This window comes from Paenarthrobacter sp. C1, assembly GCF_049315185.1.
GTDB classification, from domain to species: domain Bacteria; phylum Actinomycetota; class Actinomycetes; order Actinomycetales; family Micrococcaceae; genus Arthrobacter; species Arthrobacter nicotinovorans.
Genome location: NZ_CP186053.1, coordinates 133,194 through 153,255, shown reverse-complemented (window position 1 = coordinate 153,255; position 20,062 = coordinate 133,194). Strand labels below are relative to the sequence as shown.

Below are 20,062 nucleotides of genomic sequence, written 5' to 3'. Positions count from 1 at the left end.
TATGACACGCGGGGGCGCGTCCACAAACGTGTCGCACCCTGGGAGGAGCATGGATCCATGACAGCTCCAACCGTTGAAGCGGCCATCCACGAGTTGCTGGAACTCGCCTGGAATCTTGTCTACGGCCTGCTCGTGGACCGAAGCCTGCTCGGTGACGGGTTCTTCGTCGAGGATTTCACGGGAATCCATTCCTGGGTGGCGGGAGGCGCCCGCTACACCGTGATCCATTCCCGCCAGGTGGCAGTTCTGTTCCTGGACACCCGTCCGGTGGACGCCATCCCGTTCCATCATGACCTACTCGGCGCGGACGATCCGGCCACATTCTTCAACCTGCCAGATTGACCGGCCGCGGCCAAGTAGTCCGGTGCTCCTTACTGCGGGCAGGAAAAAGGCGCGCCCCGTTCGCAGAGCGCGCCCTTCCCGTGTGTTCTATCAGTCCTTGAAGGCGTCCTTGACCTTTTCGCCGGCCTGCTTCAGATCGCCTTTTGCCTGGTCAGCCTGCCCCTCGGTCCGCAGGCTCTCATCGCCTGTTGCGGCGCCCGTAGCCTCCTTGGCCTTGCCGCCTGCCTTGTCGGCAGCGTTGTCAATCTTGTCGCCCAGTCCCATGGTGTTTCCTCCTCTGGTTCGGCAGCCGTTCGCATTCGGCTGTAATCATACTAAGCAGGCTTAGTATTTGATTGGCAAGTCGGAAGGGCAGCAGCTTCTGGACATATGAGGGTTTGCCGCGCAGCCCCAGCACACCCCATGCCAGCGAGATGCGGTGGGCCTGAGCCGGGCGGATGTCTGATACTGGGGTCGTGTCATTTGCTTACGAGCTCATCAACCCGCCATCGACAGGTATGAAGGCGGTATCCGGGTGGACGCACATTTATGTGCTCATGTTCAACATCCCCGGGTACCCGTCCAAGCCGTTCTACGTCGGGCAGACACGGGGCCTGACCCAGCGGTTCAACAACCACCAGATGGTCACCTGGCACGCTGCCCGGTTCGGGACACCCGCGCGGGTCTACATCGCCGGCCTGGTCCGGACCGAGACCGCAGGCGACGCCGAACAAAACCTGATCTCCCGGCTCCGGCGCGCCGGGTACCGTCTGACGAACACGATGATCGTTCGGGGCGGGAGGATCGTGCGCCAGGACACTGGACGCCTTTCCGAGCCCCGCGAGACCACACTGCGCCATCTCAGCCTCCCGTCACCAAAGGATTCCGTTCTGCTCGCGTGGCAGGCCCAGTTCCTGCCGGCTGACGGCCAACGGACGACCGTGTCTGGCAGTGACCTCCACCCGGATGAAGTGCTCGCCTACGTCGAGACACTGGAGTATGCAACGCCGGCCGCGAGGGAAGTCTCCTTGGCGATCGCCAAGGCCTTCGACCCGGGATTCCAAAGCGCCGTCATCGACATCGTCCCTCAGTTCAAGGGCCAGCACAGCGCCAAGAGCCTCTACCACACGCTGATGCGGATGAGGGATGTCTGGGTCTTCAGCAAGGGGATGCCACCAGGGAAGGTCAAGAACTACCGGCTGACCAAGAACCACACAGCGGCTATCCACAAGCTGCGCAAACAAGCGGCCAAGGCTTCCTGAGCACAACCCGGCACCTCATCGGGCAAAGAAGCGTCCCTGCCCATGGCGGGTCTTGGGGTCGAGGGGGTAGCCGAGTTCTTTCAAACGGTCCAGCACCGGATCCGGGTCGTGGGTCAGAAAGGTCCACCAAACTCCGTTACTGACCTGGATGCCGATGCCGTGATAGGCGTCCACGCCACGCACGGTCCGCCAGACCAGCGCGACGTGCTCCCTGTCCAGGACCACGGGCCGAAGAACCGGCCCAGCCCGTGGCGGAGGCGGAACTCGAGCCGGTCCTCGGTGGGTACAAGAAGGACCCAAGGCGTGCCAAGCCTGAACCTGTTCGCGACGACGAGCCCGCTTTTGAAGCCCCCAGGCATTGCCCGCCTTCCTTCAGCCACCAAACCTCTCTGGGAGTCTCACAGACTCTAGCTTGATAAGTAACCTCCCCACAGGCCTGCTTTGAGCGTTTCTACGGCCAGATGTGTCTCACCAAGTCTGTCTCACTGGGGGAGTCTCACAAGGTCTCAAGGCACAATGACACACCCCGCGTCTAGCATGTGCGCATGGGAGGACTACTACTGGGATACGTCAGGGTTTCAACAACCGACCAGCACGGCCAGATGCAGTTTGATGCGCTCATCGAGGCCGGAGTGCCGGAGGAGCACATCTACTTCGACCAGCTCTCAGGTGCGAAAGCCGCGAAGGAACGCCCCGGGCTGACGGCCCTCATGTCGTATGCCCGGCGTGACGACACCGTCCTGGTCTATCGCATCGACCGGCTCGGCAGGTCCCTGATCGACGTCCTGAACACGGTCGCCGAGATGCAGCAGCGGGGCATCGGGCTCCGGTCCCTGGTCGACGGCATCGATCCATCGACAGCCAGCGGGCGCCTCCAGCTGGGTCTATTTGCCACCTTGGCCGAGTACGAACGGGAACTCATCAATGAGCGTGTCCGGGCAGGGGTCATGGCCGCCAAGGCCCGTGGAGTGAAGTTTGGCCAAAAGCCGGTGAAGCAGGAAACGGTGGAAGCCAAGCTGGAGGTCGCCCGCCGGCTGCTGTCCGAAGGCAAGACCGCTACCCGGGCGGCGGAGACCGTTGGCTGGTCGAGGGCCACCTTGTACAGGTATCTGAAGCAGCGCGGAGCGGAACCGCCGGCACAGGATCCAGAACAGCCGGTTGCCCTGGGGCGGGGGAGATCGCAGTACGCGCGCACCACACCGCTCCCCGCCCGCGATTGAGCATGCCTGCGATCCTGTCTGATCGATGCTCCGAGACGGGGCGCCCACTGTTGGTTAGCCTGCCGGAGTGCCTCCACTCCTGAGCTCTGGCTGACCGCTACCTTAGTCACGAGATTCAGAACCAACGGACATGTAAGCAAAAGCCAGGAACAGTTGAAGGAGCAGCTATGGGTGCATGGGGATTTCAGGCATTCGAGAATGACGACGCCCTGGACTGGTTGGAAGACCTCGAAGCCGGCGGGTCAGACATCGTCCGCCAAAGCCTCAACGCGGTGGCCGACGGCTACATAGAGGCACCGGACGGAAGCGTCGCCGTCGCGGCTGCCGAAATCACCGCCGCCGCCCAGGGCAATCCGCACGGTGATTTCCCGGAGGACGTAGCAACCTGGGTGACCGCCCATGGTGCCGAACTAACTGCCGACGACGTTCAACTGGCCCTGACCGCGGTTGAGCGCGTGGGAGGCGAAGAGTCGGAGCTGGCCGAGCTTTGGGACGAGGCCGATGAACCCGAGTGGAAGGACTCCCTCGACGAACTGGCCGAGAGGCTCCGGGCGGCTCTGGGGTAGCTCCCCACGGCCGGGTCGACACCCGCGAGATCCCACACTTGGTTTCTTGCTCCTGCCAACAATGGCAACGAAGCCTCCCGCCCGGGATGGCCCTTAGATAAGGAGTAAGACCATGACGACCGTGTACTTTCTGGACCTGGGCTTCTCGCCGGACGGCGACGCCGTGCACCCGGTAGATCGGTTGGGGACGATGCCGAGTCTTGATGCCGCAAAAGCTGGCGCGGAGCAGGAAGCAGGGAAGCCGTTGCAGTGGCGATGGATGGAAGGGCGGAAGGTTTGGCGTGCGGAGGTCAGCTATCAGCGGGCCGCGGAGATTAGCGAGGGCACTCCCGTGGAGCGCATGACTGTGGCGGCCGGACTGATGGACTGAGCATTGCCGACGGACGGCCCTCCCTGTTTCAGGCGGGGAGGGCCGTCAACATGCAACTCCCTGGAGATTAGCCGCCCACAGGGTGGTTGATTACACGCCAGGCTATGCGGTCCGCGAGCCACGAATCGAAGGCCACGGCGAAGGTCTGGTCTCGAACGAGCTCTTGATAGGTCACCCACAGCTTGGCTTCGGCGTCGAAGTCGATACGGCCACTAAAGAAGTACTGCTTGGCGGGCCACAGCTCACGGGGGCGATATGACCCGTAGCCCTGCGGGTCCGCTTCAATCATGTTGCTGGGACCGTCGACACCTTCACCCCAGGTCGACAGGGTCACCACCTTTCCGGAGGGTGGTGTGATGTTATCCGGGTTGCGGATCTGCACGACTTCCTTGGTTGGTCCCCGGGAGCCACTGACCATCATCAGTGCTGTTGTTGGCGAGGTGAAGTCGCCAACCGGTGACCAGTTGCCGGCGCGTGTGTGGACATTACCGAAGTGAAGGTCGCCGTGATCTGAGATAAACGCACGGACGCCATCGTGCTCGTCTAGGTACCAGCCCGTGCCGCCACTCAGGGTCAGGTCGAACTATGAGTGTTTGGCGAGGTAGTCCCGGGCGCTGCGGACCGTGTCCTTGAAGGCAGCCTGGGCTTGTGGCTTGGCGGCGTCGTACTGGCGGCGGAGTGCTGCTTCTCGGTCCTCGCGACTCGATGCGGCAGCCTGGGCATCGGCAACGCGCCGACCTACCAGATCTTCAAATGACATTTCCGGTTCCGCCCTCATGTTTCGTTGCAGTCACTATAACTGAGCAATCTGGTCCGACAGCGCCCGTCATTCAGACACAGTGCTCAGCAATGAGGTCTCCGACTGCGTCTGCGAGCCAGCTGTCCAGGGGAGTGAAGGAGACGGTATCCCAGTCGGTGGTGTGCACGAGTACCTGCCCATCCCTGGTGAAATCGAGACCGATGGACGAGTAGCTTGACCGCGGCCAGAGCACCTTGCCTTCGCCATGAACAATTTCGACAAGCCTGTCCAGGGCAAGCCATTGAAGTGTCCGTGAGCGGAGGTCTATCACCTGGCCGGAGGCTGGAACCAACTCTCCCGGATTGACCAGCGGTTTGATTTCCGTGGCCTTTTCGAATCGGGCCTGGACCTGAGTGGGGGACAAAAAGTCGTTTTTGAACTGCATGCGTCCGTGATCCATCCATATATGTCCGTCGACGCTGAGAAACGCATCGACGCCGAAACGCTTCAGGCCCCAGCCGAGTGCTTCGGCAACAAAGTGCCAGCGGGCACCGTCAGGACCGGCGATGGTGGCCGCCAGGCTGGTGGGAACACCACGGCGCTGCAGCACTCCACAGGCTTCTCTTAGCACCGCTTTGAGGGATTGGGCTGCCACTAAGCTCGCCGATGCATGGGCATCGCGCAGCTCTTCGTCCCGGCTTCGCTGCTCTTTGGCAGCTCCGGACAGTTCTGCAGCCCGCTCATTCACCATGTCCTCAAACGCGCTCATCCTGGCCTCCTTGGTTCGCCGTGTTGGCACAACTGTAGTTGGCCGCTGTGTGGTGAGAGGATTCGGCGACTCCGCACACATGAGTGGTAGCAAACGGGCAACCGCCCCCTTACCTCTCAGGAGAACATCATGGCAACGATCAATACCCTCCCCGGCTCCCCGTTCCAGCGCGCACTTGCCGCCGGCGTCCAGGCCAACGTTCCCGTCGGCGTCATTGGCGAGCCCGGTCAGGGCAAGACCGCGACCATGGAGTCCTCGACCTCCGGCTGGGGCCGCCACGTGGAAACGGTCATCGGTTCCAACCGTGAAGCCACCGACTTCCTCGGCGTGATGATCGAAGATGAGGGTGCGATCAAGTACTCGTCCTTCCAGTGGGTCCAGAACCTGAACAAGGCCAAGGCAGGTCTGCTCCTGCTCGACGAGTTCAACACGTCCGCACCGTCCACGATGAAGGGCATGCTCCGCGTCGTGCAGGAACGCTACGTCGGCGACACAAAGCTCAACGACTCCGTTTCCATCATCGCCCTGATGAACCCCATCGAAACCGCAGTTGACGCCTACGACCTCCCGGCTCCGATGGCGAACCGCATGATGCACCTCAAGTGGGTTTTCGACACCAAGAACTGGCTCGAAAACGTCGGCACCGGCTTCCAGAACACGAACCCGATTCCGCTCTCTGACATGCTGGCCGCCGACCCGGTCTCCCGTAAGGCCGCTGTGTCCGCCGCTGTGACCACGTTCCTCAAGGTCAATTCCAAATTTATGACCCCTCCAGTGCCGACAGACCCGATCAAGGCCGGTGGCGCATGGCCTTCCCCGCGCTCCTGGACTAACGTCATCAGCGTCCTGTCCCAGCTTGACCGTTACGACGAGGAAGCCGCGTTCCTGGTCGTCGAGGGTCTCGTCGGTGAAGCCGCCGCGACCGAATACTTCAAGTGGCTCGCCGCCGCTGACCTGTACGACCCGGCCGAAGTGATCGACGGGACCGTGAACGTGGACTGGAAGAACGAACGCGCCGACCGCCTGTTCGCCCTCGTGCAGGGTGTGACGGCGCTGGGCCTCTCCGGTGACGCGGAGCTGTGGCGCAAGGCCTCCACCGTCCTCGCCAGGTGCGCTGAGGGTGGCAAGCCTGACGTGGCATTCCCCTCCGCTCAGAAGCTCGCGAACAACCTGCCCAAGGGCGTCACTGGCCTGCCCAAGCGCTTCGCTGAGGCGTTCATGGAGCTGTTCGGCAACACGAAGTACAAGGTGGCTGTCGCCGCCAGGTAGGCTCCACCGCCCGGGCCGGGGCCCTCCACTACGGAGGGTCCCGGCCTTTCGCGTTTCTGCTGCGGCCCGTCTACGCATGTGTATTTGCAGACGATGACCGAGCACGTCAGGAGAGCCAGTTGTTGCGTAAGAACGTCCGGCACGCCTTGGGCGCCGAAAACGACGCCTTTGACCTGCCTTCCATCATGGTCGGTGTCGTCGTCGTCGGGATTCTCGTCGCAGGCGTCCTGGCTTCTATCTTCGGCGTCATCCCTCATTGAATGGGTGGTGGGGGACCGGAGGTCGTGTCCGGTGTGTCCGTCTTACGCGAGGACTGACACTCCCGGGCTGAGCCGCACACAAGCCGGGTATGAGCAACGATCCCACGCCCCGCCAGCCCAAAGGCATCCCCGTCGGCGGTCAGTACGCCGCATACGCCCACGCCGAGCCCGGCGCAGTCCTGGCCGTCGCCCGTCATCGCCAGGCCATGGCCGTCCGACGCGAACTGCTCCGCGCCCAGGGCTTCGTCCCGGCAGCCACCATGCAGGCGATGAACGCCCCCACCACGACCGAGCACCGCGAGGAATGGTGGAACCGCAACTTTGTGGCCGCCGAGTACCGCACCGAAGGCAAGTCCTACCCGCAAATGCCGGACGACAACACCCCGCACATGCACTCCGGCCAGGCCATGTCCGGCAAGCGGCGCACCCACCGGATGAACTACGGCAACAAGGACATCCAGCTGCGCATGCCGTCCGCAACGGCCATCCGGCGCTTCTCCGGCGACAACGGCAACCCGACCTTCGACGTGCCGGTGTCCGTCTGCCTCAAGGGCGGCGCACCGGTTCAGGGCTGGGTGCGGGTCACCAAGACCGGCCCGCACACCTGGGAGACCACGACCCTGGGCGGCAACGGCGGCCCCGCCGGCGAGCAGGTTGCCGAGGCGGTCGCAGCCGTCCTGGAGTCCCGCCGTGTCACCACTGCGCTGGCCAGGGTCCCGGACCTGCTGAAGGCCCGCAAGGAACGGGAGGCCGCCAAGGGCGCCGCGCTCTCGCCGGTGTCCTCGTCCTGGATCGATGAGGTCGGCTTCGACGAGAACACCAACACGATGGCGACCCGGATCGGCGACAAGCTCTACGGACACAAGGTCTCCAAGCAGTTCTTCGACGCCGTGAAGTCTTCGGAGCGTCCCGGCCAGGTCTTCAACAAGCTCGTCCGCGCCCACCAGCGCACCAGCGTGGAGCAGTGCGGCAAGTGCCGCAACTTCTTCTCATCCTTGGTCTCGCACACCTGTCCGAGCGGCCACAAGCCCGAATCCGGCATTGGTCTGGCTCACGTTGAACGCGCCCGCAAGCGCGCCGAGGCGGTCGCCACGAGCCGGTCCCACGGGGTCAACCCGGTGAGCAACGTTGTGCCGGCCCCGGCACCGGTCAACACTGCCCCGTCCCGGAGTGCCCAGCCGGTACCGGTGAAGAAGACCGGCTTCCCGGCACCGCGCAGGCAGCAGCCGGCCACGGGCCCGGCCGCCCTGGCTGCACACCTGAAAAGCGCCGACGCCGAAGGCTTCTGAGGGACCCGCCGAAAGCCCCTTCATCTGACAACCGGATGGAGGGGCTTTCGCATGGCACGGATCAGAGAGACGACACCCGCACCCCGGACCGCCGCATAGGAACGGTGACCGAACAGCAGCTTTGGAAGGAACCATGAACATCACAGACATCCGCAGTACCGGCCGAGGAAACACCCAGGCGAAGCGGACCGGGCTCTTCGTAGCCTTCGAAGGAGGCGACGGCGCCGGCAAGTCCACCCAAGTGGGACGGCTGACCGATGCCCTGGAAGCACGCGGTTTCACCGTGGTACGCACCCGCGAGGCCGGCGGCACCCCACTGGGTGAGAAGGTCAGGTCGCTCCTCCTGGATGACCAGTACGGGCACATGTCGGCGCACACCGAAGCCCTCCTCTTTTCCGCGTCCCGCGCAGATCACGTGGACCAGAAGATCCGCCCGGCCCTGGACCGTGGTGAGATCGTCATCTCCGACAGGTTCATCGACTCCTCCGTCGCCTACCAGGGCGTGGGGCGGGGCCTCGGTACGGGAGCGGTGCGGGACCTCAACAGCTGGGCCACCGGGGGTCTGCTGCCGGACCTGACCGTCCTAATCGACGTCAACCCGGCGATGGCCCGCCTCCGCCGCACTGCAGGCAACGCCACGGAGGACCGGATCGAATCCGAGGGTGACGACTTCCATGCCCGGATCCGCGCCGCGTTCCTGGAACAGGCCGCGCTGCACCCGGAGAAGTACCTCGTGCTTCCGGCAGAGGCCAGCATCGACGAACTCGCCGGGCAGGTTCTGGACCGGGTGCTGTCCCTCCTGCAGGCCCCGGCAGGGACGAACACCAACTTTGGTGCGGCGTTCGTCGGCGTCACCGGTGTTGCACACGTGGGCAAGGACACCGCCGGTGCTCACCTCATCGGCGGCCACGGCTACACCCGGTACTCCTTCGGTGAGCCGATGAAGGAACACGTCTACCTTTTGGACGTCCGCCTCAACGGCACCGTCACCCCGTCAATTCTCATGAACGACTACGACTATTCCTGGGAAGACATCGAAAACCACCGCGTCTACGGCCCGGAGTTCAAGCGGACCCTGGCCGTTTACCGGGACGAGCTGGTCCGCGGCGTCTTCGGCGACGTCGACCGCAGCATCGAGGACCTCCGCGACGACCTGCTGACCCTGGATCCGTTCCTGGACGGTGACGTCTCCATGCGCACCCTGCTGGATTCGCTCGGCGGAGACTGGGAGCTGGCCAAATACCACCGCTTCCACGGCCCCGAGGTCCGCCGGCTCCTCCAGGTGTACGCCACCGAGGTCTGCCGGGAGAACTTCGGCCAGGACATCTGGGTCCAGCTGCTGGCCCGCCGGGTCGCCGAGGAACGCCCAGCAGCCGTGGTCGTCACCGACGTCCGGTTCAACGACGAGGCCGCCTGGATCACCGACAACGGCGGCACCATCATCGAAATCACCCGCCCCGGGATCTCCGCCGTGAACGGCCACGTCTCCGAGGCCGGCATCGACCGGAAGTACATCGGACACACGGTCAGCAACGGCGGCACTATCGACGAGCTGGCCGACGCCCTCGACGATGTGCTGAAACTGACACCCGCCGTCCTGGCTGCCGCATAGAGCCTCCCAGAAGCTCGGCCCCGTAAACGTTCATCAAGGAGAATCAACACCATGGCATCCATCACCCTCGAAGGCGCACTGCCCGAAACGCTGCCTGTCCGAGAAGACGGCACACCCTTCCCATTCGTCTTGGCATGGGAGGACAAGGCCGTCCTGGCCGAGACCCGCACGGAACTGACGGCTGAGCTGATCGAAGGCTACGCCGACCTGCCCGAGACCGAGGAAGGCGACACTGAGGCGCTGTACGCCCGTTACCGCACCTCAGTGCAGATCGCCAACGCTCTCCAGCAGGTTCTGGCGGCCCACGCCGCGGAGCAAGGCACCTTCGACCCGTCCACACAGTCCGAAGACGTCCTGACGGCAATCTTCACCGACCGGTCCGAGAAGATTGACGAGATCGCCGAATGGACCAACAAGGACGTTCCGCTGGTGCTGGTCGCCACCGAATACGCCCCCTACGCCACCGCCACGAAGCCGTCCGGCAACGTCCTGTGGGTCGACCCGTTCACCGAGACGACGTTCCTGCAGACACTCTCGGACATCGGCATCGTGGAGCTCTTCGTCAACGAGAGCTAGACCCCGAAGCACCAAGAAGCCCCCGGCCGCGTCCAGCTGCCGGGGGCTTTGCCGTCTGTCCACCCCCAACTGGTCTGGGCGGACGAGTGTCAGGGCAGCGCCGTGAGGTCCCCTTCAGGAACGAAGTGCGAGGGTGCGTCCGCTGCTTCCTGGACGACACTGAGATTGTCTGCTGTCTGGGCGAACCGGTAGGAGGCCTTCCGGTCGGTGGAGCTGGCCACTGCAGTGTTCAGGGCGACCGCAGACAGCTTCGGTGATGCCCAGGCCTTGGCCGGGACTCCGGCCGGTGCAGCTGCCGGACCATCCAGGGTCCCTGTCCCCGCTGTAAAGCTCAGGCCGCGGCCGCCGGCGTTGGCGTAGGCGAACGTACTGTCCGGACTGGCGTCGGCGATCATGGTCTGTGTCGACGGTGCAGATCCCTCACCGGAGCACCGGACCGGGTTCACTGTGGCGTCCACGGAGGGGTAGTTGACGACGGTGACATCAACAGTGGTCTTGCCTTCGGCGCTGGCGCTGATCGTCCAGGTCGCGTCCCGGCAGGTGCCGTTCTGGCCTGGCACCGTGAGTTGGACCTTCTTGCTGTCGGTGGCCGTGATGGAGGAGGCCCACAGGATGTCCGAGCGCAGTGTGGAATCCGCCATGGCCGCTTCTTTGGTCACATCCGACTTCTTGGTAATCGCCTCATGGAACAGGGCGATGCCCAGGACGCCGGCGGCGATGGCCCCGATCACGACCATCATCACGAGGGACCCGATGAGGGTGGAGACCATGAAGTTGCCGGACTCATTCAGGAGATGTTGACGAGTGCGGCGCAGCATCATTTCCCGCCTTTCAGGAATCCGGTGAATTTCGAGGGTGCGTAGTCTTTCCGCGCCGCCGGCAGGGGTTCGCTCACTGGGGTTGCGGTCCCGCTGCCGGTCTGGCCGGCGTCGTTGTGGCCCCAGCACGATGCTTCGTTCCGCGTGTCGGTGACGCAGGAGAAGGCAGCGCCCGTGGAGAGGCTCCTGAGCCCCTTGAAGGCGCCCATGGGAGTCGGGGAGGTGACGGGCGCTGTGGAGCCTTCCTTGGCCTGCCTGAAGCTGTTCTCACCCCAGCATTTTGCGGTGCCGTCGGTGATCAGGGCGCAGAAAGTCTTCCCGTTGGCCGTCGCGGCGGTAATGGCCGTATAGGTTGTTCCGGGATCGACCGCGGCAGGGTCCTTCGCGGCTTCGGTGGATCCGTTGCCGAGCTGCCCTGAAGAGTTGTCGCCCCAGCACCAGACATGGCTGGACGTGTCGACGCCGCAGACCGCGGACGGGGAAACGGTCAGGGCTTTGAAGTTGTGGCCGCCTGTGACGGCGGCCGGAACCAGGGATTCGCTGGTGGTGCCGTTGCCGAGCTGGCCGGATCCGTTCGTACCCCAGCACCAGGCTTTGGCTGCGGAGTCGATTGCGCAGACCAGGGAGGGCGTTCCGGTGCGGTCTTCGTTGGCGGCGGCGACCGAGGTGTAGGTGCGCCCGCCGGCCACCTCAACGGGTGTTCCCGTGGCCGGTGCAGGGTCAACTCCGGTGCGGCCGGAGTCGGCTGCTGTCCAGCAGAAGATTCTGCCGCCGGAATCGAGGCCGCACGCGGTGCTGGCATCCAATGTCATGGACGTGAAGTCGTGGGCTCCAGCGACGGCGACTGGCTCCGGGGCGGCGTCAGGTGTCCCGTTGCCGGGGTTCGCGCCCCAGCACCAGGTCTTCTTGTCAGCGTCGGTGCCGCAGGTCGTGGTGGGTCCGGTGAAGAGGGCTGTGAACGTGTGGTCCCCTGCCGGGTTGACCGGGACGGGGGAGTCGGTGCCGACGGCGGCGCTGCCGGTCCCGAGCTGGCCGGCGGCGTTGTCGCCCCAGCACCAAGCCTTGCCGTCGTCAGCGAGGCCGCAGAACGTGTTTCCGGCAGCGCTGGCCAGTGCGGTGAACTTGGCGGTGCCCTGGACTTTGACCGGTGCCGGGCGGTTGGTGGTGGTCCCGTCGCCGAGCTGACCCTGGTCGTTCGCTCCCCAGCACCAGGCAGCTCTGTCGGTGTCGAGGGCGCAGCTGGAGTTGCCGCGGGAGGTGAGACTGGTGAACCTGTACGGGGTGGTGTCGGACTGGCTGGCCCAGACCGGGTTGCCCAGGGAGTCGTAGCCGGTGATCATTGTCGGCGTGATCTGGCGCAGGGTGCGGATCCGCGTCGTGGCCTGCTTGTCTCCGGCCTGTCCTTCGATGCTGAGGCTGAGGATGCCGCCGCTGTCGCTGGTGCCGGTGATCTCCGAGCAGATGACCCCGGTGCAGGTCCGGCCCGTGGGGGCAGCGGTTCCGCGGATGACGGCGTTCAGATAGGAGTCCTGCAGCTGGGCGGAGCCGAGGTTGACCGCGCTCGAGTTGTTCATTGTGGTGGCAGTGCCCAGGGAGGCAACCACGGAAGCGACGACGGCGATGAGCATCATTGCGGTGAACACCGTGAAGGCTACCGAGCCGGCGACAGAACCGTGTTCGTTCGCCAGACGGGTCTGGGTTGTCCGGCGTAGCCGGCGGAGGAAGGTCATGGCTTCGGTGCCTCATAGATCGTGATGCTGGCGGGATCGACGGCGGCCGGCCCGGATGACTGCAGATAGAGCTTGCTGCCGGCGTTGACCAGGATGCGGCCGTAGAAGTAGCCCGTTTCGCCGGCGGGGATCTTCATGGCGTGCTTTACCTCGGGGTGGTCCCGGTTGCCGAACGTGACGGTGGAATCCGCTGAAGCGTCGGTGACCTTGAAGAGGTAGCGCAGCTCGGTCGCCCCAGCCGGCGCCGTGAAATCCTTCAGCGCGCCGGCGGTGCCCTCGGTCATGGTCACCTGCTGGATGCTCACTCCGGCGTTGCTGGTGGTGACGACGGTGCGGGAGGCCAGGCACTTGGAGGTGTCCAGGCGCTCGGCTCCTGCGCAGTCGGCGGACCCGGCGGCTATGGACGGCTTCTTCGTGGCGGCGTTCAGAACAGAGATTCCCGGGGATGGGTCTTCGCGCCACATGGCGATGGAGACGGTGTCCCCGTTGGCGGTACGGGAGATGCTCCGCGGTGACGCCGAGTAGTTGGCCAGGTTCGGTTTTTCGTCGCTGAGTACCGTGTTGAGCAGGATGCTGCGGGTGGTCGTGGCGTCGTTGCCGGTTGCCGCGGTCGTTGCCGCCATCAGCACCGACCCGGCAGCTGCCATGATGACTGCGATGATGACCGCCCCGAACATCGAGTCGATGAACAGGTCGCCGCGCTGTGAACCCAGAAGCTTCATCAGTTTCTTCACGCAGTTCCTTTCGGCAGGGTCGGCATCCCGGCTATGTGTGCGGCAGCGGCGGTTAGTCTCACCGCTGCGAGGTGAAACAACGATGGGCCGCCCGGATTGTCCGGACGGCCCACCAGAGGTGAAGGCTTACTTCAGTGCAGCGGAGGCTGTGTTGGCCTTGCTGGTGTCGAACTTGGAAGCCAAGGCAGCGGTGAGCTTGGCTGTGTCGTCTGCACCCACGGCAGCAGAGGTAACCTCGACCGGTGTCGTGTTCTTTGAGGTCACAGCGAAGAACTTGCCGGAGTTGGACTTGGACACGGCAGCCCACTCGTCGTTATCACCGGCAGCAGCGATGTTGCTGACGTCCTGGCCGACCAAGTTGGCCGTCTTGATGGCGGCAAGGTCAGCGGCGTAGCTGCGGCCTTCGGTCGTCTGCGCCTTGTACACACCCTGCGCTGTCGTGATGGCGCCGAGGTCCTGCTGCGCGCCCTTGTCCTGGGCGAACGGGATGACGCCAAAGATGGAGGCGAGCACGCCTGCCGTCAGGACGCCGACGACGACAACGCCGACGAGGATCGAGGGCAGATCGAAGGCACCGGCTTCATTCTTGAACGCGTCAGCTACGCGGACGGATGCGGCGGACTTCGATGCTTCGATGCGGGAGAAAGCCTGGGTCAAGGTATTTCCGTTTCTGTGAAGGAAAAAGTTGGGGTGAGGCCGGCCTCCCGGGATGTCCCGTTTAGCCTTTCTTCGGGCTCACATACAGAAGTGGTTCACCGCGCAGAAATTGGATGTTTTCCTGAAATAATCTCCGGGCACGAAAGAGGCCGCCCGGACAGTCCGGGCGGCCTTTTCCGCGGTGAAGGCTTACTTCAGTGCAGCGGTACCGGTGTTCAGCTTGGCGCTGTCGATCACGGAGCCCAGTGCGGCGGTGAGCTTCGCAGCGTCATCGGCGCCGGTGGCAGCAGAGGTAACCTCGACCGGGGTCGTGTTCTTGGAGCTCACGGCGAAGAACTTGCCGGAGTTGGACTTGGACACGGCAGCCCACTCGTCGTTGTCACCGGCAGCGGCAACGTTGGTGATGCCGGTGCCCACCAGGTTGGCGCCCTGGAGGCCTGCGAGGTCAGCAGCGTAGCTGCGGCCTTCGGTCGTCTGTGCCTTGTAGACGCCTTCGGCGGTCGTGATGGCGCCGAGGTCCTGCTGCGCGCCCTTGTCCTGGGCGAACGGGATGACTCCGAAGATGGACGCGAGCACGCCTGCGGTCAGGACGCCGACGACGACAACGCCGACGAGGATCGAGGGCAGATCGAAGGCACCTGCTTCATTCTTGAACGCGTCAGCTACGCGGACGGAGGCGGCGGACTTCGAAGCTTCGATGCGGGAGAAAGCAGTCATGGTGTTTCCGTTCTGTGAAGAATTTGTGGCTGCCGGCCTTCCCCCAAGGAGGCCAGCGGTGAATCCAAATTTCGGGCTCACATACAGAAGTGGGCTTCCGCGCAAAAACCGGAGAATTTCTTCAAAATATTCGGGCGCTCTTTCTGCTGTCGGTGACCTGAGTCCGGTGTGCCGGGAGACCCGTCTTATCTGGTCTCCCGGCACCGGCAGCTACGGGGCGATTGCGATGTCGTCGAGGATGGCGGAGCTGGGTCCGCTTCCGTCGGTGCTGACGTTGAACCAGAGGGTGATCCACTGTCCCTTGTACGCAGTCAGAGGCAGAGAGACGCTGTTCCAGGCCGTGCCGAGGCTTGTGCAGAGGCCGGTCGTTTTGATGTTCGTACCTGGTGTTCCCGGGGCTGTCCTCGCCTCGACCTTCAAGAAGTCGTAACTGCATCCGCTCTCGCCCGATGACGCCTTGAACCAGTACGTCAGGGTCGGCGCTGTAGTGTTCGGAACGAAGACGGTCTGGGCGATGCTGCTTGTAGCCGAGTTCGCGTTGCCGAGCAATACGGCGTTCGCTCCGCTGTGGGCGGTTGTCGAAACGGTCGGAACGGGGGCGCCGCCGGTTGTCCATTGTGCGAGCCCGGATTCGAAGCCGCCGTTTGACAGGGTCTGGTTGCCTGTCGTTACTGGCGCGGAGGAAGCAGAGTCCGGAGAGCTGCCAACACCGTTCGTGGCGGAAACCGTGAACGTGTAGGTCGAGCCGTTGGTGAGCCCCGAAACGACTGCACTCGTAGCAGCAGGGTTGCCGGTGACCTTGACAGGGGCCAGTGCGGTCCCACCGCTGTAGGGAGTCACGGTGTAGCTGGTGATGGTTGATCCCGGTGAGGCGGGGGCTGTCCAGCTGACGTAGGCGGATGTGGAGCCCGGTGCCCCGGTCACGCTCGTCGGCGCCGCAGGTGCGGCCGCGGGGGTGATGGTCATGGCAATGTCGTCGATCGTCGACGTTCCAGGGTAGGAAGCGTAGCCGTTGTTGTGCTGGTTGAATTTCAGCACCACGGTCTGGCCCTGGTACCCGGTCAGGTCCACAGATGCCTTGGTCCAGGCGTTGGTGTCCCCTGAAACGCTGAACGGTGTTGCCAGCAGGGTCCCCGTTGTGGAGAGGATCTGCAGTTCGGTGCGGTTGTAGGCGGAGCTGTTGTTCGTGGCGATGTAGTAGAAGTCGACGGTGGAAGTCATGTTGGCCGGGACGTTGACGGACTGTGAGATCGAGCTGTCACGGACGGCGTTAGTGCCGGTCAGGTTCGCGGATCCGAAGCCGGTGCGGGCGGTCGCCGAGGCGCTGGTGGTGCCGGTGCTGGTCCAGGACTTCAGGCCTGCTTCGAAGCCTGCGTTGGCGATCTTGACGGGTCCTGGAACGACGGCTGCGGACGGGACCGAAGCGGGGGAGGTACCGGCGATGTTTCCTGCTGCAACGGTGAAGGTGTAGCTGGCGCCGTTGGTCAGTCCGGTCAGGGTTGCCGTGGCCGGGGCAGGGTTGCCGGTGATGGTGACGGGCGCCTGCGCGACGCCGTTCAGGTAGGGGGTGACGGTGTACGAGGTGATGTTCGTGGCTCGGGAGGACGGGGCGGCCCAGGCCAGGGACGCCGTGGTGTCGTCCGCGGTGGCACCGACACGGGTTGGGGCTGCGGTGATGACCGGCGGAGTGGAGTTGAAGACCAGGTCATCCAGGATGAGGGTGCCCACCTGGCTGAAGTTGTTGTTGTGCTCACCGAATTTCAGGACCACGGTCTGGCCCTTGTAGTCGGTCAGGTCAACGGTCACCTTCGCCCAGTCGGTGGTGTTGGCAGAGGCGGTGAACGGCGTGGCCAGTACGGCACCGGCAGGGGTGAGGATCTTCAGGTCCGTGTAGTTGGCGCCGCTGTTGCCGCCGTTGTTGTGCTGGTACCAGAAGTCCAAGCTGGAGAACATGTCAGCCGGGACGTTCACGGACTGGGCGATGGTGCTGTCGCGGATGGCGTTCGTCGCGGTCATGGTGGCCGAGCCAAAGCCGGTGCGGGCGGTGGCTGAAGCGCTGGTGGTGCCGGCACTGGTCCAGGATTTCAGGCCTGCCTCGAACCCGGCGTTGGCGATCTTGACCGGTCCGGGCACGACGGCTGCGGACGGGGTGGATTCCGCCGAGGTTCCGGCGCTGTTCGTGGCCTTGACAGTGAAGGTGTAGCTGGCGCCATTGGTCAGGCCCGTGATAGTGGCCGTAGTCGGTGCCGGGTTGCCGGTGACGGTCACCGGTGCCTGGGCGGCGCCGTTCAGGTACGGGGTGACGGTGTACGAGGTGATATTTGTGGCTCGGGAGGACGGGGCGGCCCAGGCGAGAGACGCCGTGGTGTCGTCGGCGGTAGCCCCGACACGGGTCGGGGCGGCAGTGATGACCGGCGGGGTGACGGTGAGGACCAGGTCGTCGACGGTGAGGGTGCCGGTCTGGAGGTAGGCGTTGTTGTGCTCGACGAATTTCAGGACCACGGTCTGGCCCTTGTAATCAGTCAGGTCAACGGTGGCCTTCGCCCATGCGGTGTTGGTCGCACTGGCGGTGAATGGCGTGGCCAGCAGCGACCCGGAAGGGGTGAGGATCTGCAGCTCCGTCTTGTTGGCATTGGCATTGCCGCCGTTGTTGTGCAGGTACCAGAAGTCCAGACTGGAGAACATGTCAGCAGGGACGCTCAAGGACTGCTCGATGGAGCTTTCACGGACGGTGTTGGTGGAAGTCAGGGTGGCTGACCCAACGCCCGTGCGGGAGCTGGTGGACGGCGCGGTCGTGCCCGCTGATGTCCAGAACTGAAGATCAGCCTCGAAGCCTGCATTCTTGATGAGGGTCGCTACAGGGGTTACGGCTGCTGACGGGGCGGACTCCGGAGAGGTTCCCGCGCTGTTGGTCGCGGTGACCGTGAAGGTGTAGGAGCTGCCCTGTACGAGGCCACCGACTGTTGCTTTTGTGGACGTTCCGGGGACCTTCACCACCGTCTGCGCCTTGCCATCACGATAGGGGGTGACAGTGTATTCCGTGATGGCTGTGGCCCGCGATGCCGGCGCCGTCCAGGAGACGGACGCGGACGTCTCGTCCGCACCAGCGACGACGCGGGTCGGGGCCTCGGTGATGACCGGCGCGGCGCTGGTCAGAGTCAGGTCGTCGTAGAGCGCCGTTCCGGTGTAGCCGTTGACATTGGAGGCCTGCACGAACCGCACGGTCACGGCCTGACCCTTGTAGTCGGTCATATCCAAGGTCCGCTGGACCCAGTCGGCGTCGGTACCGGTGCCGCTCAACGGTGTTGCCAGTACGGCCCCGGCCGGGGAGACGATCTCGAGCCGCGTGCTGGTGCCGTAGGCATTGGTAGCCCGTGCCCAGAAGGTCAGGGTGGAGAAGGAATTGTCCGGCACGTTTACCGTCTGAGCCATAGTGCTGGTGCTGCCGTTGGCGATCAGGCTTGCAGCTCGGATCCCATTGCGGGCGGTGGTGGAAGGCTGGACGGTGCCGGTCGTGGTCCACGACTTCAGACCGGCTTCGAAGCCGGCGTTGGCGATCGTAACCGGGCCGGGTACCACTGCCGCGGATGGGGCGGACTCAGGGGAGGTGCCTGCACTGTTGGTCGCAGAGACGGTGAAGGTATAGCTGGACCCGTCGGTGAGTCCCGTAATGTCAGCTGAAGCCGGCGCGGGGTTGCCGGTGACCTTTACCGGGGCCTGAGCTGCACCATTCAGGTACGGAATGACGGTGTATTCGGTGATTGCTGCGGCGCGGGAGGACGGAGCATCCCACACGATGGAGGCTCCCTGGTCGACGGCGCTGGCTCCGACGCGGGTGGGGGCATCTGTGATGACCGGCGGGGTGCTGGTCAGGACCACATCGTCCAAGAGCGCCGTGCCGGTGTAACCGTTGTAGTTGGAAGACTGCACAAACCGCAAGGTCACGCTCTGGCCTTTGTAGTCGGTCATGTCAACGGTCCGCTGGACCCAGCCGGCGTCGGTACCGGTGCTGCTGAACGGCGTTGCCAGCACGGCCCCGGCCGGGGAGAGGATCTCGAACCGGGTGTTGGTGCTGTAGACGTTAGTAACCCGGGCCCAGAAGGTCACGGTGGAGAAGGAATTGTCCGGCACGTTGACCGACTGGGAAAGGGTGCTGGTGGAGCCGTTGGCGGTCAGGCTGGCGGCACCGAAGCCGGTGTGGGTGGTTGCAGAGGCTGCAGCTGTTCCGGACGCCGCCCAGGAGGTCAGGCCGTTTTCGAAGCCGCCGTTGGCGATGAGCGCATCGGGCAGCTTGACAGTAGCGGTTCCGTAGCCGGAGTCACCTCCGGTGTTGCGGGCTGTGACACGGATGTCGATGACGTCGCTCGGGTTCGCGGTGACAGTCGAGGTGGTCGCGGTCTGGTTCTCGTCGATGACAGTCCATGCGCGTCCGTTGATACGGGATTCGACTCTGTACCCGGTGGCAGTGTCGACGGCGTCCCAAGTGAATGTCGCGCGGGTTTCGTCGGTGCTGGTGCCGGTTACGGCGGGGTCGCGGGGTGCGAACTTGCCCTCGAAGCCGCCCAGGGAGGCAACGAGTGCTTTGAGCTGGTCTGCGGTGATGCAGCCCGGGTTGTCAGTCGGGGTCAGGACCTGCGGGTCCGAAGCCTTGTCGGAGCCCCAGAAGATTTTTCCGGAGCCGGATTTGCCGAGCGCGATGTAGCAGTCACCCTTGGTGTTGACGCCGGCGACGGTTTTCAGCTTCTCAGTGGAGTCAACACGGAGGTAGTAGTCCCCGACTGACGGGTCCTGCTGCGCCGACGCCGACTTTCCGGAGAGATAGCCAGCGGCGACCAGCCCGGGGACGTCGGTGAACTTGCCGTCCTTGGCGAAAGCGACGCCTTCGGCGGTGCGGACAGCGGAGATGTCCTGCCGGGTCCCGTTGTCTTGGGCGAAGGGGATGATCCCGAAGATGGTTGCGAGCACTCCTGCAGTAAGCAGGGCGACGACGACCACGCCTGTAATGATTGAGGGCAGGTCAAAGGCGCCTGATCGTCCTTTGAGGGCAGTCTTCATCGGCGTGCGGGTCAAGGTCTCCAAGCTTTCTCTGGGTGGCTATAGCAACAGAAGCGGCGGCCCGCGCAAAACCGGACCACCCCCTCCCTATGCTGTGT

21 protein-coding genes and 1 pseudogene are annotated in these 20,062 nt (G+C 64.3%); 11 read left to right on the top strand and 11 right to left on the bottom strand.

Annotated elements, in window-relative coordinates; genetic code table 11:
* Positions 1–57 precede the first annotated feature (57 nt).
* The gene (locus tag ACNAOU_RS23120) at positions 58–342 is read left to right on the top strand and encodes a hypothetical protein (protein ID WP_422758841.1); all 285 of its coding nucleotides are present in this window, start codon (positions 58–60) and stop codon (positions 340–342) included.
* 90 nt (positions 343–432) lie between these two features.
* Here ACNAOU_RS23120 and ACNAOU_RS23115 read toward each other — a convergent pair whose 3' ends face one another.
* Positions 433–606 (bottom strand): CsbD family protein, encoded by a 174-nt coding sequence (locus ACNAOU_RS23115; protein WP_422758840.1) that lies wholly within the window; start codon positions 604–606, stop codon positions 433–435.
* 191 nt (positions 607–797) lie between these two features.
* Here ACNAOU_RS23115 and ACNAOU_RS23110 point away from each other — a divergent pair, with 191 nt between their 5' ends.
* Positions 798–1,583 (top strand): hypothetical protein, encoded by a 786-nt coding sequence (locus ACNAOU_RS23110; protein ID WP_422758839.1) that lies wholly within the window; start codon positions 798–800, stop codon positions 1,581–1,583.
* Between the two features lie 15 nt (positions 1,584–1,598).
* Here ACNAOU_RS23110 and ACNAOU_RS23105 read toward each other — a convergent pair whose 3' ends face one another.
* Positions 1,599–1,808 (bottom strand): hypothetical protein, encoded by a 210-nt coding sequence (locus ACNAOU_RS23105; protein ID WP_422758838.1) that lies wholly within the window; start codon positions 1,806–1,808, stop codon positions 1,599–1,601.
* A 320-nt stretch (positions 1,809–2,128) separates the two neighbouring features.
* Between ACNAOU_RS23105 and ACNAOU_RS23100 the strand changes: the two genes are divergently transcribed.
* From ACNAOU_RS23100 to ACNAOU_RS23090, 3 genes are all read left to right on the top strand, one after another.
* Positions 2,129–2,803 carry a recombinase family protein gene (locus ACNAOU_RS23100; protein ID WP_193594337.1) on the top strand — a complete coding sequence of 225 codons (675 nt, stop codon included), beginning with the start codon at positions 2,129–2,131 and terminating at the stop codon, positions 2,801–2,803.
* Positions 2,804–2,970: 167 nt separating this feature from the next.
* Positions 2,971–3,369, top strand: coding sequence for a DUF4259 domain-containing protein (locus ACNAOU_RS23095; protein WP_422758837.1), 399 nt, complete (start codon positions 2,971–2,973; stop codon positions 3,367–3,369).
* A 112-nt stretch (positions 3,370–3,481) separates the two neighbouring features.
* Complete coding sequence (locus tag ACNAOU_RS23090) at positions 3,482–3,739, top strand: hypothetical protein (protein WP_422758836.1); 258 nt, start codon at positions 3,482–3,484, stop codon at positions 3,737–3,739.
* Between the two features lie 67 nt (positions 3,740–3,806).
* Here the strand turns inward: ACNAOU_RS23090 and ACNAOU_RS23085 are convergent, their stop codons facing one another.
* From ACNAOU_RS23085 to ACNAOU_RS23075, 3 genes are all read right to left on the bottom strand, one after another.
* Positions 3,807–4,121, bottom strand: a complete 315-nt coding sequence (locus ACNAOU_RS23085) for a hypothetical protein (protein WP_422758835.1) — start codon at positions 4,119–4,121, stop codon at positions 3,807–3,809.
* A gap of 201 nt (positions 4,122–4,322) precedes the next feature.
* Complete coding sequence (locus tag ACNAOU_RS23080; protein WP_422758834.1) at positions 4,323–4,499, bottom strand: hypothetical protein; 177 nt, start codon at positions 4,497–4,499, stop codon at positions 4,323–4,325.
* A 70-nt stretch (positions 4,500–4,569) separates the two neighbouring features.
* On the bottom strand, positions 4,570–5,247 hold the full coding sequence (locus ACNAOU_RS23075) for a hypothetical protein (RefSeq protein ID WP_422758833.1): 678 nt from the start codon (positions 5,245–5,247) through the stop codon (positions 4,570–4,572).
* Between the two features lie 129 nt (positions 5,248–5,376).
* Here ACNAOU_RS23075 and ACNAOU_RS23070 point away from each other — a divergent pair, with 129 nt between their 5' ends.
* From ACNAOU_RS23070 to ACNAOU_RS23045, 6 genes and pseudogenes are all read left to right on the top strand, one after another.
* Positions 5,377–6,516, top strand: a complete 1,140-nt coding sequence (locus tag ACNAOU_RS23070; protein WP_422758832.1) for an AAA family ATPase — start codon at positions 5,377–5,379, stop codon at positions 6,514–6,516.
* 122 nt (positions 6,517–6,638) lie between these two features.
* Entirely contained in the window at positions 6,639–6,776 is a 138-nt protein-coding gene (locus ACNAOU_RS23065; RefSeq protein WP_422758831.1) for a hypothetical protein, read from the top strand.
* An 89-nt stretch (positions 6,777–6,865) separates the two neighbouring features.
* The gene (locus ACNAOU_RS23060) at positions 6,866–8,065 is read left to right on the top strand and encodes a hypothetical protein (RefSeq protein ID WP_422758830.1); all 1,200 of its coding nucleotides are present in this window, start codon (positions 6,866–6,868) and stop codon (positions 8,063–8,065) included.
* A 133-nt stretch (positions 8,066–8,198) separates the two neighbouring features.
* Positions 8,199–8,873 (top strand): annotated as a pseudogene (tmk, locus tag ACNAOU_RS23055) (dTMP kinase); the annotation flags it as partial.
* Positions 8,874–9,005: 132 nt separating this feature from the next.
* The gene (locus tag ACNAOU_RS23050) at positions 9,006–9,677 is read left to right on the top strand and encodes a hypothetical protein (RefSeq protein WP_422759252.1); all 672 of its coding nucleotides are present in this window, start codon (positions 9,006–9,008) and stop codon (positions 9,675–9,677) included.
* 51 nt (positions 9,678–9,728) lie between these two features.
* A complete protein-coding gene (locus ACNAOU_RS23045; RefSeq protein ID WP_193593857.1) occupies positions 9,729–10,253 on the top strand; it encodes a hypothetical protein in 525 nt (174 codons plus the stop codon).
* A gap of 89 nt (positions 10,254–10,342) precedes the next feature.
* Here the strand turns inward: ACNAOU_RS23045 and ACNAOU_RS23040 are convergent, their stop codons facing one another.
* The 6 genes from ACNAOU_RS23040 to ACNAOU_RS23015 form a co-directional block, all read right to left on the bottom strand.
* Positions 10,343–11,074 (bottom strand): hypothetical protein, encoded by a 732-nt coding sequence (locus tag ACNAOU_RS23040; RefSeq protein WP_227471659.1) that lies wholly within the window; start codon positions 11,072–11,074, stop codon positions 10,343–10,345.
* Positions 11,071–12,801, bottom strand: a complete 1,731-nt coding sequence (locus tag ACNAOU_RS23035) for an RCC1 domain-containing protein (protein ID WP_193593858.1) — start codon at positions 12,799–12,801, stop codon at positions 11,071–11,073. Before ACNAOU_RS23035 ends, ACNAOU_RS23040 begins: the two co-directional genes overlap by 4 nt.
* The gene (locus ACNAOU_RS23030) at positions 12,798–13,535 is read right to left on the bottom strand and encodes a hypothetical protein (protein ID WP_193593859.1); all 738 of its coding nucleotides are present in this window, start codon (positions 13,533–13,535) and stop codon (positions 12,798–12,800) included. The genes ACNAOU_RS23035 and ACNAOU_RS23030 overlap by 4 nt, the downstream gene beginning before the upstream one ends.
* 126 nt (positions 13,536–13,661) lie before the next feature.
* Positions 13,662–14,192 carry a hypothetical protein gene (locus tag ACNAOU_RS23025; protein ID WP_193593860.1) on the bottom strand — a complete coding sequence of 177 codons (531 nt, stop codon included), beginning with the start codon at positions 14,190–14,192 and terminating at the stop codon, positions 13,662–13,664.
* A 189-nt stretch (positions 14,193–14,381) separates the two neighbouring features.
* Positions 14,382–14,909: a hypothetical protein gene (locus ACNAOU_RS23020; protein WP_193593861.1), complete on the bottom strand. Its 528-nt coding sequence runs from the start codon at positions 14,907–14,909 to the stop codon at positions 14,382–14,384.
* A gap of 210 nt (positions 14,910–15,119) precedes the next feature.
* Positions 15,120–19,979 carry a beta strand repeat-containing protein gene (locus tag ACNAOU_RS23015; protein WP_422758829.1) on the bottom strand — a complete coding sequence of 1,620 codons (4,860 nt, stop codon included), beginning with the start codon at positions 19,977–19,979 and terminating at the stop codon, positions 15,120–15,122.
* Between the last annotated feature and the right edge of the window lie 83 nt (positions 19,980–20,062).

Coding starts and splice junctions, on each gene's coding strand:
- ACNAOU_RS23080 (WP_422758834.1), bottom strand. CDS start 4,499: ATGTCATTTGAAGATCTGGTAGGTCGGCGCGTTGCCGATGCCCAGGCT.
- ACNAOU_RS23075 (WP_422758833.1), bottom strand. CDS start 5,247: ATGAGCGCGTTTGAGGACATGGTGAATGAGCGGGCTGCAGAACTGTCC.
- ACNAOU_RS23100 (WP_193594337.1), top strand. CDS start 2,129: ATGGGAGGACTACTACTGGGATACGTCAGGGTTTCAACAACCGACCAG.
- ACNAOU_RS23035 (WP_193593858.1), bottom strand. CDS start 12,801: ATGACCTTCCTCCGCCGGCTACGCCGGACAACCCAGACCCGTCTGGCG.
- ACNAOU_RS23020 (WP_193593861.1), bottom strand. CDS start 14,909: ATGACTGCTTTCTCCCGCATCGAAGCTTCGAAGTCCGCCGCCTCCGTC.
- ACNAOU_RS23045 (WP_193593857.1), top strand. CDS start 9,729: ATGGCATCCATCACCCTCGAAGGCGCACTGCCCGAAACGCTGCCTGTC.
- ACNAOU_RS23040 (WP_227471659.1), bottom strand. CDS start 11,074: ATGATGCTGCGCCGCACTCGTCAACATCTCCTGAATGAGTCCGGCAAC.
- ACNAOU_RS23070 (WP_422758832.1), top strand. CDS start 5,377: ATGGCAACGATCAATACCCTCCCCGGCTCCCCGTTCCAGCGCGCACTT.
- ACNAOU_RS23050 (WP_422759252.1), top strand. CDS start 9,006: ATGAAGGAACACGTCTACCTTTTGGACGTCCGCCTCAACGGCACCGTC.
- ACNAOU_RS23095 (WP_422758837.1), top strand. CDS start 2,971: ATGGGTGCATGGGGATTTCAGGCATTCGAGAATGACGACGCCCTGGAC.
- ACNAOU_RS23120 (WP_422758841.1), top strand. CDS start 58: ATGACAGCTCCAACCGTTGAAGCGGCCATCCACGAGTTGCTGGAACTC.
- ACNAOU_RS23115 (WP_422758840.1), bottom strand. CDS start 606: ATGGGACTGGGCGACAAGATTGACAACGCTGCCGACAAGGCAGGCGGC.
- ACNAOU_RS23090 (WP_422758836.1), top strand. CDS start 3,482: ATGACGACCGTGTACTTTCTGGACCTGGGCTTCTCGCCGGACGGCGAC.
- ACNAOU_RS23060 (WP_422758830.1), top strand. CDS start 6,866: ATGAGCAACGATCCCACGCCCCGCCAGCCCAAAGGCATCCCCGTCGGC.